We start from the raw sequence: 16127 nt of genomic DNA on the forward strand, positions 1-16127 counted from the left end.
TTCTAACTGATAATGTAGCACTCAATTTATACTGGGGGGTAGTATTTAATACTAGGGGGGGGAGTATAGTTTGCGATAAATTAGAATCAACAACAGAGAACAACAATGGATTTTGTCGCGTTACTACAACAAGGTAATGGGTGGTTCTTTATTCCCAGTGCCATTTTGCTTGGCGCTTTGCATGGTTTAGAACCTGGGCACTCTAAAACGATGATGGCGGCGTTCATTGTCGCTGTGAAAGGAACGGTCAAACAAGCCGTGATGCTGGGTTTAGCTGCCACACTTTCTCACACTATAATTGTATGGTTAATCGCTGTTGGCGGGATGTATATTAGCCAGAAATTCACCGCTGAAGCGGCTGAACCATGGATGCAACTTATCTCTGGGGTCATTATCGTGACAACCGGCGTATGGATGTTTTGGCGGACATGGAGCGATGAGCGAGCTTGGAACAAAGCTCAGGATCATGCTCGCGACTGGACGACGCAAGTTGTGGATACAGGACATGGGCATGTTTCGCTTTCGATTACAGAGGAAGGGGAGCATCACCGTTTCCAGTTGCGAACACTCAGCGGTAAACCTTTAACTGCTGAAGGTATCAAGGTTTCGGTATCGAGTGATGGTTATCAACCTTCTGATATTTATCACTTTATAGAGCGTGATGGATACTTGGAATCGGCGTCTTGCATTGAAGTCTCTAATGGACTTTCTGTCACTTTGATCATCGGGCACCATGATCATACCCATGACTTTGATGTACATTTTCGTCCTGGTTCTCATTTAGAAAGCGAAGATAAGGAATATCAAGATGCTCACGAGCGCGCTCACGCTTTAGACATTCAAAAGCGCTTTGAGAATCGAGACGTGACGAATGGGCAAATTCTGCTGTTTGGATTAACGGGCGGTTTGATTCCATGCCCTGCTGCGGTAACGGTTTTGCTTATCTGTTTGCAGCTTAAGGCAATGACTCTTGGTGCGACTTTAGTTGTGTCATTCAGTATTGGCTTAGCCTTGACTCTGGTTGCTGTTGGCGTTGTGGCAGCAGTGGGCGTGCAAAAAGCGACATCTAAATGGAGCGGTTTGAATGATGTTGCACGTCGAGCTCCTTACTTATCGGGCGTCTTGATCAGTGCAGTTGGTTTGTACATGGGTATGCATGGATACATATCGCTGACGAGTTAAACTCTGTGGTAAAGATTCTTTTCCTTTCTTTTTTATGGGCAATGGCTTAATGCCTTGGTTTGCCTATTTTGCTGCCGATTCTTTATTGAGAATCACTCGATCTGACATCGCTGCCATATCTACAAACCAAGTCATTCTCGCTTCACCAAACATCTCGTATTACAACCGCTGCGATTGTGGCTCTAATATCTGAACCTGAGATACTAAATGATAAAACGGGAGCACTGACCACAGCGCTCCCGACGGTCAAAACGCTAATTAGAAGTCTTTTCTTTAATGTTCGATACCAATTTGGTCGCATAGTTAAATTTAACTATGCAAACGTTTCCTTTTGCGTACTCGTCCCTTCGCCAAACCTCGTAGAAATGTGACGTTTTGAAGACTTTTTTTCCTTCTGTCTAAAGTAATCGGGAACCAAGCAGATACATAGTTATAAAGTTATGTCTTGCTCTGCCAAACAGACCCAAAATGCAGTTTGGTTGGTTTTGGAGAAGAAAGGCTTAGCGCTCGATTAATGAGCATCAATTGAATTGTATTGAGACAATTATAATGAAAAGAATCATCTTATTAGCAGTCTGCGCCATGTTTGGTATTGCTGTCGTGGCGAGTATGGCATCAACGTACCTAATTTCGAGTCAGAAAATCGATGACATCATCTTAAACAAATCCCAAGTTCAAGCTGAGTTTCTAGCGGGAAATGCGAGTTATATTTTGGAGAACTCAGCCAATCCAATGCAAGATTTACAATCGCTTGTTGAGGGGCTGAAACAACGTTCAGACGTGAGTTATGCCGTTGTAATTGATCGTAACGTGACGGCAGTAGCCCACAGTGATAAGCACAAGCTGAACAAAACCTATAACGATGAATATACTGTTGAAGGCGCGACGAGAGGTGTTCAACAGTACTCAAAGTGGTATGCCGATGTACAGAAAGTATGGGTGTTTGACATCATGGCACCAATTTATGTGGATGGTCAGTTATACGGTACTTTTGATATTGGTATTCCTATTACCGAAGTGAGCCAAGCGACGAATGGAATTATTACTTACCAGTTGATCTCTATGGTGGCGATCTTCGTTATGTGTGTTTTGATTCTGTCACTTCTGCTAAATAAACTGATGAGACCGCTTTCTGCGCTTAAAGACGCTCTACAAGACATCTCAAAAGGAGACGGAGACTTAACCGTTCGTTTGCCAGCGAAAGGTAATGACGAAGTCGCGCAAATTTCTTCTGCTTTCAACGTTTTTGTTGGGAAAGTACATGAGATTATTACACAAGTTGTAAATACTGGTGTGGAGCTTAATAGTTCAGCTGTCGCTTTGCGTGGGCAATCTCAACAAGCGCTCACAAGAGGGCAAGAGCAGAACGAGCAAACCATGCTGGTTGTCACATCCATGAACGAAATGATTGCGACGGTCAATGAAATTGCCTCCAATGCTGCTGGAGCGGCAAATGCTGCGAGTGCAGCAAGTAATGAAGCGCAAGATGGCTACACGACGCTAGAAAGAACCAAAACGGCGATGACTAATCTTGAAAACGAGATGAACAGCACTTCCAACATTATCGTGAGTCTTGCTGAAAATACTCAGTCGATTGGTAGTATTCTAGAGGTGATTAGAGGTATTTCGGAGCAAACCAATCTATTGGCTCTCAATGCGGCTATCGAAGCTGCACGCGCTGGTGATGCCGGCCGAGGTTTTGCAGTCGTAGCTGATGAAGTTCGCAACCTAGCGACTAAAACGGCTCATTCTACCGATGAAATTGACAATATGATTCACCAGCTACAAACTGAAGCTCAAAGTGCGGTGAATTCAATGAGTAATAGTAAGACTCTTATTGAAGAAGGAACGGCAGAAACTGAGTTAGCTCGACAGGCTTTAGAAGCAATAGCTGCACAAGTGACGACTATTTCAGATATCAATACTCAAGTAGCAACCGCAACAGAACAGCAATCAACGGTAGCAAACGAAATTAATATGAACATGGATACCGTCAGCCACTCAGTGAAAAGTGCGCTAACGGCGAGTGAGCAACTAGAAGCATCAAGTCAACAACTCGCGGAGCTATCGCGAACACTCGATCGTCACGTGGGAGCGTTTAGAATCTAAACGCCAACTGACCCTCTTTAATAAAAAGCCAGTAAATGTTAATTGCTGGCTTTTTTATTTGAAAAAATCGAGTCTCAAATCGCTTAGCGGTGTCTGTCCTTTCTAGACGATAAAACAAAATATGATAAATTAGTTGAGTAAAGCTTAGCTAGGCGTTAAGTTTTGCGTTTTGCTTTAAATGTTCAACAAACATAGATATTTTCTTCGCTACATGTTTTCTAGACGAGTAAAAGGCGTAAAGCACTAAATCCTCAGGTTCGTACTCTAGAGTGACGATTTCTAGCTCACCATTTTTGATCTCATTTTGGCATGACTCAATTGGCAATATTGCGTATCCAAGCCCTAATAACGCGCCATATCTGGCGAGATGACCGCTGTTTACTTTGAATGAAGATTGCACAGTTTGAGTAATATGGCCTCCAACAGGGTTTCTGAATACCCATGGTGCACCATTTACTGCGGTAAGCGTCGTGATGCAGGGAACATGACTTAGATCCGTAATTTTGTAAGGGGTGGCGTATTTCTCAATTAGTTGAGGCGCGGCTAAAATGGCACTGGGCCAGCGTTTTATCTCTCTCGCCACCCAGTTACTGTCTGACAAAGTCCCTCTATGAAAACTCAAAATGACATCAAAGCTGTCAATAACATCATCTTTAGGGTTTAGCGTTGTATCGCAAGACAAAGAGATTGACGGGTATTGCGTGCAAAAGGTGACAACCGCTTTGGCCAGTACAGGTGTGTCTGGCATAAGAATTCGCAGTTCCCCTGTTACCGTGTGCGAGTGGCGCGTTACCGTTTCTAGTGCGGCGTTGAGTTGCTCCAATAACGGACGAGTGCTGCTATAGAGCTCTTCTCCAGCCTCGGTAGGCGTCATTCGCCTTGTTGTTCTATTGAACAACCTAATGTTTAACTTTTCTTCAAGCAGGGCAATGTGTCGGCTGATATTTGATGTTGGTATATTCAAACACTCAGCGGCTCGCTTAAAGCTGTTGTTCTCATAAACACAGTGAAAACTTTTTAACCAGATTTGGTCAACGTTATCAAACATTTCATTATCCCACTTTATTGGATTATCAAGCCAGCATATCGCACTTTATCCCTGTACTAAGTTACATACAATTTTATTTACAAGTTTAAGCGAACAAACAACGAGATATCGCGCTAGAACGTAATCAATAGTGGTGAATTTATGAGCTGGTTAGAACGGTTATTTGAGAATAAAAATATAATAGGTTCGCGCAAAGCGTCTATCCCTGAGGGCGTTTGGACAAAGTGTCCTGAGTGTGAACAAATACTTTATCGTGCCGCGTTAAAAGAAAATTTGGAAGTATGCCCTAAATGCTCATATCACATGAGAATGGCTGCGCGTCAAAGGTTGATCTCTTTTCTGGACCATGGAACACAACAAGAGTTGGCAAGTGAGTTGGAGCCACAAGATATTTTGGGTTTTAAAGACTTAAAGCGATATAAAGAGCGAATAGCTTTAGCACAGAAAACGACTGGAGAAAAAGATGCGTTGGTGGTGATGGAGGGCAAGTTATTGGGGCTGCCTGTTGTTGCGTGTGCATTCGAATTCTCTTTCATGGCAGGCTCGATGGGCGCAGTGGTTGGCGAGAAGTTTGTCCGAGCAGTTGAAAGCGCAATTAATACAAAATCTGGGTTAGTATGTTTTTCCGCTTGCGGAGGGGCGCGCATGCAAGAGTCTTTGGTGGCACTAATGCAAATGTCAAAAACCAGCGCCGCGTTAAACCACTTATCTGAGCACAGATTACCCTATATCTCAGTATTGACGGACCAAACTTATGGTGGCGTCTCGGCGAGTTTAGCCATGTTAGGAGACATCAATATTGGTGAACCTAAAGCAAGTATTGGCTTTGCGGGAAGACGGGTCATTGAGCAAACGGTACGTGAAAAGTTACCAGACGAGTTTCAGCGAAGTGAATTTTTACTAGCGCATGGTGCGCTAGATATGATTGTCGATAGACGTGAAATGCGCGATCGCGTTGGCCGCTTACTGGCTAAGTTAACCAACGCGAGGGTGGTCTCAGAATAGGTTGTATTAAAATTAGACTTAGTACTTGCGTTTATTGAGCCGTAATCATTACAAACCGTTCATTTTGCCCCCATCTTGGTTCCGCATTCATTAGGCTGAGATCCAACGCCGTTTGGTATGGGTCAACAGCAAAATGGTTGCTTACTAACCCCCAGAGCATCCAGTTGATTGCGGTTTCATTCTCGGTAAGCTCTTCGAGTGGCGCTTGGAGGAAAAAGTACTCATCTTCGCCATCGTAACCGAGCCGATCATAGATAATGTTGCGTAGCTCTCGATCCAAATCATGTTGGAGGTTGATTGAGTCGTACAGTTGCTCTTCTGTTGGGCCATTCTCATGGTGATAAACATTGCGTTTTGACTCTTTGTGTAAAGTACCTGCGCCAGTTTCAATGCTTACTTTCTTTTGCGAGTGTTGCTCAAGAACTTGAATGATTTCATCCTCTAGTTGATCGAGTTTACTCAGCAAAACTTGATTGTTTATGTCACCAGCGGGGGAGGCCATCGTTTGGAAGGCTTTCACTCTCTCGTAGACTGCTTTCCCGTGAGGAAGGGCTGCAAAACACTGTTCTTGAAGCGCTTCATTGGCTTGCCAAATGCCCGAGTAGAGCTCGTAATCATGTGTATATGGTGGAAGCTCTTCAGTATCTTCCCCTAATAATTCTCGCCAGTGCTTTTGCCACTGTTCTTCTTTTGCGTGTTTTACACGCGCGTATTGCTTAACCCAGCGGTTACGAAGTTTTACCCCAAAAATGGCAAGTCCCCATGGAGCGAGCAAATAAAAATAATAGTGAGAAGAGTTATCCCAAAAGTAACCGTAAACGTAAACACCAAAAGCAAGCACCCAAGTTCCAATAGTACAAGCAATAACCCCGGACATTATTGATGATTGGCGCTTTGTTTCTCTTAATGTATTACCTTCAGAACATAACCAAAAAATGCCGCCAAAAACAAAGGCAAACGTTGTCATGAAGTAGGCAATCCCCGCTCCCCAAAATCCCCAAAGTGACATGTATTATCCCTAGCCAAATATCTGCTTTATTCACTCATCAATGACTGGAGGAGTAAATGTGTTTGATTTGGCGGAGAATTTACCATTAATGCCAACCTTTTGATATGCACTCTATGACTTATTGGGAATGAGTCACAAATAAAAATAGATGGTATCAAGCATCAAAATTTAATTTAGAACCTTTGATTGTCGTGAACTCTATCTGGAAGAGTTAAGGGGGGCGTTTAAGGGCAATTTTCCTCATAAAGTCGTTATTTAGAAAAAGGTAAATTAATGTTTTTATTGATAATTGTGAGTTTTTTTGGAGTGGGACTGCTCCCATTTAATTAGAGTAAAAGACCTATTTTTGGGAGCGGTTTCATAAATTTTATGACACTGATTTCACTGTTTGAGCTGTAAAGAATATAAACCCCCACTCAATGTATGTTAATAATCAATGAGTGTTGTTATGTCTCATATCCGTTTTTTCCCGCGCCATCGTTTGGCGCTTGCTTGTATGCTAGCGAGTGTGTCTGGCTTCTCTTTTGCACAAAATCAGTGTGCTGTTGCTGATTTACAACAATCGCGAGATCTGGCTACTGCCGTTTCTGGTGCTGAGTATGATTGCTACCACGCTTGGTTTTCAGCACCTTCAGAAACGCTGAATGATATCTATAGTGAAGCGAGCCTAAGCCGTATCCAAGTCGCGCTGGATCAAGAAATCGCTCGCTATCGTGGTGAAGCAGATCAAGCTCGTATTCTAGAGAACCTAGGCGAATTTATTCGAGCGGCCTACTACGTTCGCTACAACGCTGGTACTGGTACACCTGAGTTTTCGCAAGCGTTGAGTCAGCGTTTTGCTCAGTCGACGAACCTATTCCTAAACAACCCTCATGCTTTGGATCAAGGTCGTGAACAAGTTGGTGCAATGAAGAGCCTGACTTTGATGGTTGATAACGTTAAGCAGTTGCCGCTGACCATGGATAGCATGATGGCCGCGTTGATGCACTTTAATCGTGAAACCGCGCAGGACACGCAATGGGTCGATGGTTTAAACAACTTGTTCCGCTCTATGGCAGGCCATGCGGCGAACGATGCGTTCTACCGATACATGGCAAACAATACACACCATATTGATACGTTGGTGAAATTCGCATCTGATAATGCTTGGGCATTAGATACGGATGCAAGCTTTATCGTTTTCAATGCATTACGTGAAACTGGTCGTTTGCTCGCGAGCCCAGATCAGGAGACCAAACGCAAAGCATTGGCAGTAATGCAACAGGTGATGCAGCGTTATCCACTGGGTAGTGAGCATGACAAACTATGGCTTGCTGCCGTTGAAATGATGAGCTACTACGCACCAGAAGGCCTAAATGGTCTGAATATTGAGCAAGCCAAGCAAGATTTAGCTGCACGTGTAATGCCAAATCGTTTTGAATGTCAGGGACCTGCCATTATTCGCTCTGAGGATCTGACCGATGCTCAAGCAGCGAAAGCGTGTGAAGTGCTAGCGGCAAAAGAAGCCGACTTCCATCGAGTTGCGAATACGGGTAATCAACCTGTCGCTGATGATTTGAATGATCGTGTTGAAGTGGCGGTATTCGCGAGTAACACTAGTTACGTTGATTACTCTTCATTCCTATTTGGTAATACAACGGACAACGGTGGTCAGTACCTAGAAGGTGACCCTTCAAAAGCGGACAATACTGCGCGTTTCGTCGCTTATCGCTACGCGAATGGTGAAGATCTCTCTATCTTGAACCTAGAACATGAATACACGCACTATTTAGATGCACGATTTAACCAATACGGTTCGTTCAGCGATAACTTGGCTCATGGTCATATTGTTTGGTGGCTAGAAGGTTTTGCTGAATACATGCATTACAAGCAAGGTTACCAAGCTGCGATTGAGCTGATTGCAGATGGTAAACTGAGCCTTTCCACTGTGTTTGATACCACGTACTCTCACGATACCAATCGTATCTATCGTTGGGGTTATCTAGCTGTTCGATTCATGTTAGAAAATCATCCACAAGACGTCGAAAGCTTGTTGGCATTGTCGCGCTCTGGCCAGTTCGAACAATGGGCACAGCAGGTGACGTCTTTAGGTCAACAATACGATGCTGAGTTTGAACGTTGGTTGGACACATTAAAAGTGGAACCTGAGCAACCTGATACAGACCCAGAAGAGCCAACAGAACCAACAAGCCCTGAAGCACAAGTGACTGAATTGACGGCGAACCAAAGCCTTCAGCTCAGTGGCGAAGCATACAGCGAAAAACTGTTCTACGTTGATGTTCCAGCCAACACCGTTAACTTCAATGTATCTATTGAGGGTGCGGGTGATGCGGATCTTTACATGAGCTACAACAAAGTCGCGCATTACTATGATTTCGAAATGAGTCAATATGCTGATGGCAGCAATGAAGAGATTGTGTTTGAACCAGAGCAAGATGGTTACGTTAAAGCGGGTCGTTACTACATCAGCTTAACTGGACGTGATAGCTATGACTCAGTAAATCTTGTGGCTGCGTTAGAAGTGGAAGCGCAAACACCGCCAACCCAAGTGCAAGATGATTTAGCACCTGTGGTACTAGAGTCTGGTGAAGCCAAAATGCTTACCGTTCACAAGCAGCGTTATGCAGCAGTTCATGTGCCTGAAGGTGTAGAAGAGGTTCGTGTATGGCTAACGGCTCACTCTCAAACTGGTAATGTCGATCTATACGCGAGTAGGGAGCATTGGCCTACAGTAGAGCAGCACGAGTATGCGTCCAACTATGCAGGCAGCAATGAATACCTTGCGATTCCTGTTACTGAAGCAGGGTACGTGCACTTCGCTCTTCAGGCTCCAGAGCAAGGCGATGACGTTGAAATGCTAGTGCACTTCAACTAAAAATTCGATTAACTAAAGTCGAGATAAAACGTCGCTGATACAGCGGCGTTTTTGTTTATATCGGACACGATTATGAACAAACAGCGGCGAATGCTAGTTAATCGGCTGGTTTATCGAGTTATCAGTTGCCCTTTTTCTAAACGGCTTTAGGTTTGTATTGCAATTTACCGCGTACATAAACTTTTTTAGCGACGCGTTCTGTGACCTAGCTTCTGATTTGTGCTTCCCAAATGGATACAATATATATGCACTCCGTGCAATAAAGTGAAAAGGGAAAGACATGAAAACGCTTATTTATGAAACGTTGATTAGCCTTGCTAACCAAGAACCAGAACAACATGCAAGAATCCGACAAAATCTCTATGAACAGTTGGATCTGCCGTTCGATAAGCAGCTGGCTTTGTATTCTTGTGCCCTTGGTCCTGCAAGTTCAGGTAAGTTGGAGAGCAGTCAAGGCATTAACAACGCGGTAGATTGCGCAGTTAAACTGCTTGAAACTCCTGAGCGCTAATTCACTCGTTGTTTTAATCACGGCCCGATCCCCAAGGGCCGTTTTTAATTGCGGTTAAATTGATTTCAACGTTGTTATTACTCTGCTCTTTCCGCTAGCACTTCTTTGAATGCAAACATGCCGTTTAATGCCGCGGGAAACCCTGCGTAGACGGACATCTGCAAAATGATCTCTTTAATCTCATCCTCGCTACAGCCTACATTCAGCGCTGCATTTAAGTGCACTTTTAGTTGCGGCGCGCAATTCCCCATTGCCGTTAGCGCGGCGACGGTTGCGATTTCTCTCGATTTTAGGTCTAAGCCCGGGCGAGCATAAATATCGCCAAACGGATACTCAATGGTGTACTGAGCTAAATCTGGACAAATATCTTGTAAGCTTTCGATGACATTATGACCAGCGTCGCCATCAATTTGAGAGAGTAGTTCTAATCCTTTGTTAAAGCGCGATTGTTCCATCGGTATGTTCCTAGTGAATAAATGTAAACACACCTTAATCGTTAGAGTTAACTCTAAGTCAACGAACTTTTCCACTTGTATACAAGGCAATTTTTTCTTCTAGAGCCGATAAGTGCTTTTTCTGTTGCTCAATGTGGCGTTTGAGGTTTTCTTGGTGTTGTTCTAACAGGGCTTGACGTTGTGGTACAGATTGAGAGCCGACTTCCCTTAATTTGGCATACTCTAGAATCTCTTCAAGTGGCATTGCAGTTTCTTTTAAACGCTTAACAAAGCTTATCCAGTTTAGATCTTTCGAACTATACATTCGATGTCCACTCGCGTTTCTATGGACATGTTTAAGTAAACCGATTTTTTCATAGTATCGAAGTGTATGAGCAGATAGCCCGACGAGGTCAGAAAATTCTTTGATATTCATTATTATCCTCCAAGGTAGAGCATACCCCATAGAGATAAGCTAAGTTTCGCATTTTGAAGTCATTTCGGGACAGATACAAACAGAAATCTTTAGTCTTTTAACGCTAGGTATGGTGATTTACTGGATTTTTGAAACGCGCCAAACGTGATCCATCTGCCAGTTTCGTTTTATTAACAATTGATTACTCAACGGGTTGGCTTGGCTATTTTTATCCTTTGGGCCTATTTTAGGGCGTACATAGGTCTTATGTTCTATCTTTTTAAATTTAAGTTTTTGTTAATCAAAACAATGCCTTAGTTTTGTGTTGGTCTGTTCGGGTTGTATGTCGTGTGCCCGTTATTCACTCAGAACGATTTATCGCTGTGCAATGGATGAGTCGCTACGCCTTCGATTTCAGCCTTGAGTTAGTGCTAAAAGGGTGAGTGCCTCTGATGAATAGCTTTTATAATTTCGATTATTGAATTCACTCACAAAAAAATGCAAACAAGTAATCGTGAGTGGAAACGAGCAGGAGAACAACATGAGTGGCTCACAGGAAACACAATCATTCGGTGCAAACGTTATCTTACATGCGTTTGATTGGAAGTATGCTGACATTGCCCAACGAGCAAAAGAAATCCGCGAGCTTGGTTATGGCTCTGTGTTGGTTTCGCCACCAATGAAAAGCGCACACGATGAGCGCTGGTGGCAGCGTTATCAACCACAAGATTATCGTGTTATCGATAATGCTTTGGGTGATACCAAAGATTTTATTCATATGGTTCGTGAACTGGAGCAAGTTGGTGTGTGGGTTTATGCCGACGTAGTGTTTAACCATATGGCAAATGAGGCCCACCTTCGCAGAGACCTTCAGTACCCAAGACAAGAGGTCTTGGAGGAATACCAGAACAACAAACAGAAATATCAGTCGCTAGCGTTGTTTGGCGATCTATCTCAACCACTTTTTGATGAAGAGGACTTTGTTGAAGCATTCGGCATCAAAGACTGGAAAGATAAGTGGCAGGTTCAAAACGGACGTATCACAGGTGGACCAACCGATCCTGGCTTGCCAACTCTTCGTGTTTGTGACCATGTCGTTGAGCAGCAGCGAGCGTACCTAAAGGCGCTGAAAGCTATTGGTGTGAAAGGTTTTCGTATTGACGCTGCGAAACACATGACGTTAGAGCATCTTAAGCGTGTTTGGACAGACGACATCACGCGGGATGTGCATATATTTGGTGAAATTATTACCGATGGCGGTGCGACGGAAGAAGAGTATCAGCTGTTTCTTGAGCCGTATCTACAGGAAACTCGCCTAGGTGCGTACGATTTCCCTTTGTTCTCAACCATGTTTAAGGCGTTTGCTAAAAAGGGCAGCTTCAAGTCTCTGATTGATCCCTATTGTTTTGGTCAGGCTTTGTCTCCCGGTCGTGCGATTACATTTGCTATCACACATGATATTCCTAACAATGATGTCTTTCTTGATCTCATCATGGACGAGGAAAACGAATGGTTAGCTTATGCCTATATTCTAGGCCGAGATGGCGGTGTGCCGTTGATTTATACCGACTTAAACACCAGCGGTATTAAAGGTAAAAATGGTCAGCCAAGGTGGCAAGGTGCATGGAGCGCTCCGAGAATGGCAAAAATGATCCAGTTCCATAATATGACGCATGGCGAGCCGATGAGTGTTCTTGAAGGTAACGATGACATGCTCGTACTTAAGCGAGGTGACAAAGGTATTGTGGTGCTTAATAAATCACAGCGTCAACAGTCTTTGACATTAAAAACGGATGGCAATTGGGTTGATTTGATGACAGAACAAATCATTCCAACTGACGGTAAGTTAATCGTACCATCTAAGTCGTCGATGTTACTTGTCGCGAACTAGAAGATGTACACACCGAGCTTAGCAACTTCGGTGTGTATGTTTTTCATCGTCATTCACGTTCTGCTGAAGTTCAATAGAAACTCAAACTCTCTCGTTTTTGCTAGAAATTTATGAGCACTCGTTAACGCAACATTCTGCTTTTAAAAAACCAATTACGTCATCTAAGCACTGATACTCTGCAACACAAAAAAGGGTTCTACCCTCGCGGCGCTGGGTGAGAAGACCAGCTGAAGCAAGGCTCGAGATATGATGAGAGAGAGTGGATGCTGGAATGCCAAGCTTTTCTTGTACGCCGCCTACCGCGATACCTTTGTATCCCGCTTTGACGACTTCTTTGTAAATACTTAAACGAGTCGGATGCCCTAACTCTTTTAGTGCTTTAGCAACGGCTTCAAGCTCCATACTGACCTCTAAAGAATGACCACAGTAATTTTGTTTCGATAATAGGGAAAGTCTCGGTAAATGCCAACTATTACGATCTCAGAACAATTTAAATCAGATGAGATTCATACTGGCTCATGCCTTCATGACAACAATTGTCTGTTCTAATGAGACAGATCAATCTTCATTATTATTTCACGCCACGTTCAAAATCCCTCGTCTACACTCAATGTTGAGTTGTCAGTTGGCAGACCAAGGAGGCGGCCATGATTGCGGTTCATAGAGATTATTGTTTGTCTAACAGTTCGGAGTTACATGCCCACGTTAAAGTCAATCCTGTCGGTAAATTAGAAGTTGAGATTGTTGAACTTCAAGAGCGCCACATCACAGAGTTTGATGATTTGTCTTTTGAGAGTCGTGGGTGTGAAACTCGAATCTGTGGTAAAGAAGACACAACTCCGTGGCAGTTCAATCTTGCAGTTACTGATGCGTTAGAGCTTTCTCATTTAGTGGAAGAAGCAAACGAAGAGTATGAGATTTTAATGAATGATCTTATGTAATATCGAGAAGATCATTTTATCCTGCACGGCGTGTGGCTCTGTACTGAAAAAATAAAAACCTCCCAAGTGGGAGGTTTTTAATATGGAGTGCGTTATCGTTGGATAGGCTCTTCTCTTGGTGGTGTTAGCTCTTGGACGTTATCTTCATTAAAGTCATCGGCGTAACCTTTAGGTGGCGGTGTCCAACCACGTTCTGACCGCGATAGTTTGTCATGACGATCTTTTTGCATCTCTTCCGCCATTTTCTCCTCTAACTGAATAAACAGTTGTCGGAAATTGTTGTCATAGCGTTCACCTTCAGAATCATCTTCCCAAGCTTTGTAAAGTATTTCTGACTTACGTGCTTCAACACGCTTATATGTCGCCTTCTGTTGTTCAACAAAGAAGGGGTGAATGCCAAGGGCTTTCATTGTGTGACCGCCCATCTCCAATGCAGAATGGTAGGTCTCTGATTCAATAATATCAGCCCCCGCTTGACGCAAAAGATAGCCATGTCCACGGTCAAAGGCACGTGCAATCACTGTTACTTTTGGGTACGTGTGCTTAACGTACTTCACCAGTTCTACACTCGATTCTTGGTTATCAATCGCCACAACCAACGCAGCGGCGTGCTCAATGCCGGCTGTATGTAGCATATCTGGTCGAGTCGCGTCGCCAAAATAGGCGCGAGTGCCAATCTGGCGCATGTTATCGACTTGGTCAGATTGATGGTCAAGTACCACGGTAGTCACGCCGTTTGATACCAATAGGCGATTCACTATTTGTCCAAAGCGGCCGATGCCGGCGATGATCACCGTGCCTGTTTCCTCAATCGTATCGCTTTCGCGTCCATTTGACTGGCTTTCAAAGCGCGGCAGAATCACTCTATCAAACAGAATAAACAAACCTGGTGTCAGGAACATCGAAATCGCAACCACTAACGCAAGAGTTTGTGAGAGTTCAAATGGGATGACGTGGTTTTGCACTGAAAAGCTTAGAAGCACAAAGCCGAATTCACCTGCTTGAGCCAAGCTTAGGGTAAACAGCCAGCGGTTGCTGCCTTTCACCCTAAATATCAGTGCAAGAATAAACAGCACCAAGGCTTTCAATACCATCACGCCAATGGTCAGCGCCATGATCAGCCAGAAATCACCAAATAGAACCGAGAAGTTGATCCCTGCGCCAACGGTAATAAAGAACAGACCTAACAATAAGCCTTTAAATGGTTCGATGTTGGACTCTAACTCGTGGCGGAATTCACTGTTCGCCAATACAACGCCAGCCAAGAAGGTTCCTAAGGCAGGAGATAAGCCCACTAAACTCATCAGTGCAGCGATACCAATGACAAGCATGAGTGCAGTTGCGGTAAAGATTTCTCGCAAACCAGAGCTAGCCACATAATTGAGCAGCGGTCGACTTAAAAAGTGTCCACCAACGACGACGATTGCAATCGATGCTGTGATTACGATGCCGTATGCCCAGCCTGGCAACCCCGCAACGAGGCTTAATTCTTCATGGTGCGCTGCGGCTGTTTGAGCCGCGGACTGTGCCTGTTCAATTAATTCAGGTAAGGCCAATAGGGGAATGAACGCCAACATTGGTATCACTGCAATATCTTGAAAAAGCAACACGGAGAAAGCGTTTTGTCCACCTTCCGTCTTCGTTAATCCTTTTTCGCTAAAAGTTTGCAAAACAATCGCAGTAGAAGAGAGGGCGAAGATCAAACCTATGGCTAAGGCTATGGTCCAAGGCTGGTCAAAGTACAAGGCAATACCCATAATCGCCGCGACGGTACCGCCGACTTGCAGACCTCCTAAACCCATTAAGCGATTGCGCATCGCCCACAACATTTTGGGTTCGAGCTCTAAGCCAACGAGAAACAGCATCATCACCACGCCAAACTCGGCAAAGTGCTGGATTGTTGTTGTTTCTTCACCGACTAAACCGATAATTGGGCCAATGACCACACCTGCGATGAGATAGCCTAAAACGGACCCAAGTCCCAAACGCTTAGCAAGTGGGACTGCAATTACAGCAGCAATCAAATATACGAAGGCTTGTAAGAATATTCCTGTCATGAAGCCTCCTTAATGAGCTCTGGCAATGCGCTGTTAAGCTTGATTAATGACGCCGCAGCTTCAACATCCAACCTATCTTCGACTAAAGCTGTTAGCAGGCTCTTGTACCGCTCAACATGACGAGGGATTCGCCCTTCTTCATCTGCTGTACGTGCGCCAAACATCGCGAGAGGGGCAATGTAGTTCATGCCGGTCAGTGCGGACATTTGTTCAATGGGCGCAAGCAGTTGACGAATCGTAAAGTGGTTGTAGCCCTCTGCCTTATAAGCTTCTTCTTTGCCCCCTGCAGACAGCACACAAAGCATGGTCTTGCCTTGCAGTGCTGTGCCATCTGTACCGTAAGCAAAGCCATATTCCAAAACCAGATCTTGCCACTCTTTTAAAATCGCAGGCGTTGAATACCAATATAGTGGGAATTGGAAAATCACCACGTCATGCTCACGTAAGCGTTGCTGCTCACGGTCGATATTAATATCGAAACGAGGGTATTCGCCATAGAGATCAACACATGTCACGCCTTCAATTTTTTGAGCTTCTTTGAAAAGTGGAGTATTCACTTCTGAACGATGCTGGGAAGGATGAGCAAAGAGAATGAGTACTTTTTTATTTGCCATAGGGATCCTTGCTATCTAAATAACCATGCCCAGTAG

14 protein-coding genes are annotated in these 16127 nt (G+C 44.1%); 7 read left to right on the forward strand and 7 right to left on the reverse strand.

Going from position 1 to position 16127, the window contains the following annotated elements; all coding sequences use genetic code 11:
- Nucleotides 1-105: 105 nt before the first annotated feature.
- Nucleotides 106-1182 (forward strand): nickel/cobalt efflux protein RcnA, encoded by a 1077-nt coding sequence (locus tag R7070_RS09130; protein ID WP_213904544.1) that lies wholly within the window; start codon nt 106-108, stop codon nt 1180-1182.
- 549 nt (nt 1183-1731) lie between these two features.
- Nucleotides 1732-3291 carry a methyl-accepting chemotaxis protein gene (locus R7070_RS09135; protein ID WP_031778895.1) on the forward strand — a complete coding sequence of 520 codons (1560 nt, stop codon included), beginning with the start codon at nt 1732-1734 and terminating at the stop codon, nt 3289-3291.
- 148 nt (nt 3292-3439) lie between these two features.
- Here the strand turns inward: R7070_RS09135 and R7070_RS09140 are convergent, their stop codons facing one another.
- On the reverse strand, nt 3440-4339 hold the full coding sequence (locus R7070_RS09140; protein ID WP_005375376.1) for a LysR family transcriptional regulator: 900 nt from the start codon (nt 4337-4339) through the stop codon (nt 3440-3442).
- A 141-nt stretch (nt 4340-4480) separates the two neighbouring features.
- Between R7070_RS09140 and accD the strand changes: the two genes are divergently transcribed.
- Nucleotides 4481-5344, forward strand: coding sequence for an acetyl-CoA carboxylase, carboxyltransferase subunit beta (accD, locus tag R7070_RS09145; RefSeq protein WP_017821534.1), 864 nt, complete (start codon nt 4481-4483; stop codon nt 5342-5344).
- A 31-nt stretch (nt 5345-5375) separates the two neighbouring features.
- On the opposite strand, the gene R7070_RS09150 is transcribed toward accD, so the two are convergent.
- Nucleotides 5376-6353 carry a hypothetical protein gene (locus R7070_RS09150; protein WP_065275418.1) on the reverse strand — a complete coding sequence of 326 codons (978 nt, stop codon included), beginning with the start codon at nt 6351-6353 and terminating at the stop codon, nt 5376-5378.
- A 448-nt stretch (nt 6354-6801) separates the two neighbouring features.
- On the opposite strand from R7070_RS09150, the gene R7070_RS09155 reads away from it, so the two are divergent.
- Both R7070_RS09155 and R7070_RS09160 read left to right on the forward strand, forming a co-directional pair.
- Nucleotides 6802-9228, forward strand: coding sequence for a M9 family metallopeptidase (locus tag R7070_RS09155; protein ID WP_054574450.1), 2427 nt, complete (start codon nt 6802-6804; stop codon nt 9226-9228).
- A 280-nt stretch (nt 9229-9508) separates the two neighbouring features.
- On the forward strand, nt 9509-9739 hold the full coding sequence (locus tag R7070_RS09160; protein ID WP_005375384.1) for a PAS factor family protein: 231 nt from the start codon (nt 9509-9511) through the stop codon (nt 9737-9739).
- Between the two features lie 77 nt (nt 9740-9816).
- Here the strand turns inward: R7070_RS09160 and R7070_RS09165 are convergent, their stop codons facing one another.
- Nucleotides 9817-10194: a carboxymuconolactone decarboxylase family protein gene (locus tag R7070_RS09165; protein WP_042521541.1), complete on the reverse strand. Its 378-nt coding sequence runs from the start codon at nt 10192-10194 to the stop codon at nt 9817-9819.
- Between the two features lie 58 nt (nt 10195-10252).
- The gene (locus R7070_RS09170) at nt 10253-10609 is read right to left on the reverse strand and encodes a MerR family transcriptional regulator (RefSeq protein WP_017821530.1); all 357 of its coding nucleotides are present in this window, start codon (nt 10607-10609) and stop codon (nt 10253-10255) included.
- A 520-nt stretch (nt 10610-11129) separates the two neighbouring features.
- Between R7070_RS09170 and R7070_RS09175 the strand changes: the two genes are divergently transcribed.
- Nucleotides 11130-12479, forward strand: coding sequence for an alpha-amylase family protein (locus R7070_RS09175; RefSeq protein ID WP_318141187.1), 1350 nt, complete (start codon nt 11130-11132; stop codon nt 12477-12479).
- Nucleotides 12480-12587: 108 nt separating this feature from the next.
- On the opposite strand, the gene R7070_RS09180 is transcribed toward R7070_RS09175, so the two are convergent.
- Nucleotides 12588-12881, reverse strand: a complete 294-nt coding sequence (locus tag R7070_RS09180) for an ArsR/SmtB family transcription factor (RefSeq protein WP_005375388.1) — start codon at nt 12879-12881, stop codon at nt 12588-12590.
- Between the two features lie 245 nt (nt 12882-13126).
- On the opposite strand from R7070_RS09180, the gene R7070_RS09185 reads away from it, so the two are divergent.
- Entirely contained in the window at nt 13127-13420 is a 294-nt protein-coding gene (locus R7070_RS09185; RefSeq protein WP_213885188.1) for a hypothetical protein, read from the forward strand.
- A 92-nt stretch (nt 13421-13512) separates the two neighbouring features.
- Here R7070_RS09185 and R7070_RS09190 read toward each other — a convergent pair whose 3' ends face one another.
- Both R7070_RS09190 and R7070_RS09195 read right to left on the reverse strand, forming a co-directional pair.
- Nucleotides 13513-15477 carry a monovalent cation:proton antiporter-2 (CPA2) family protein gene (locus R7070_RS09190; RefSeq protein WP_213885187.1) on the reverse strand — a complete coding sequence of 655 codons (1965 nt, stop codon included), beginning with the start codon at nt 15475-15477 and terminating at the stop codon, nt 13513-13515.
- Nucleotides 15474-16091 (reverse strand): NAD(P)H-dependent oxidoreductase, encoded by a 618-nt coding sequence (locus R7070_RS09195; protein WP_005375391.1) that lies wholly within the window; start codon nt 16089-16091, stop codon nt 15474-15476. The genes R7070_RS09190 and R7070_RS09195 overlap by 4 nt, the downstream gene beginning before the upstream one ends.
- Nucleotides 16092-16127 lie beyond the last annotated feature (36 nt).

The sequence above is a fragment of the Vibrio sp. 1557 genome (assembly GCF_033340175.1).
GTDB lineage: Bacteria > Pseudomonadota > Gammaproteobacteria > Enterobacterales > Vibrionaceae > Vibrio > Vibrio alginolyticus.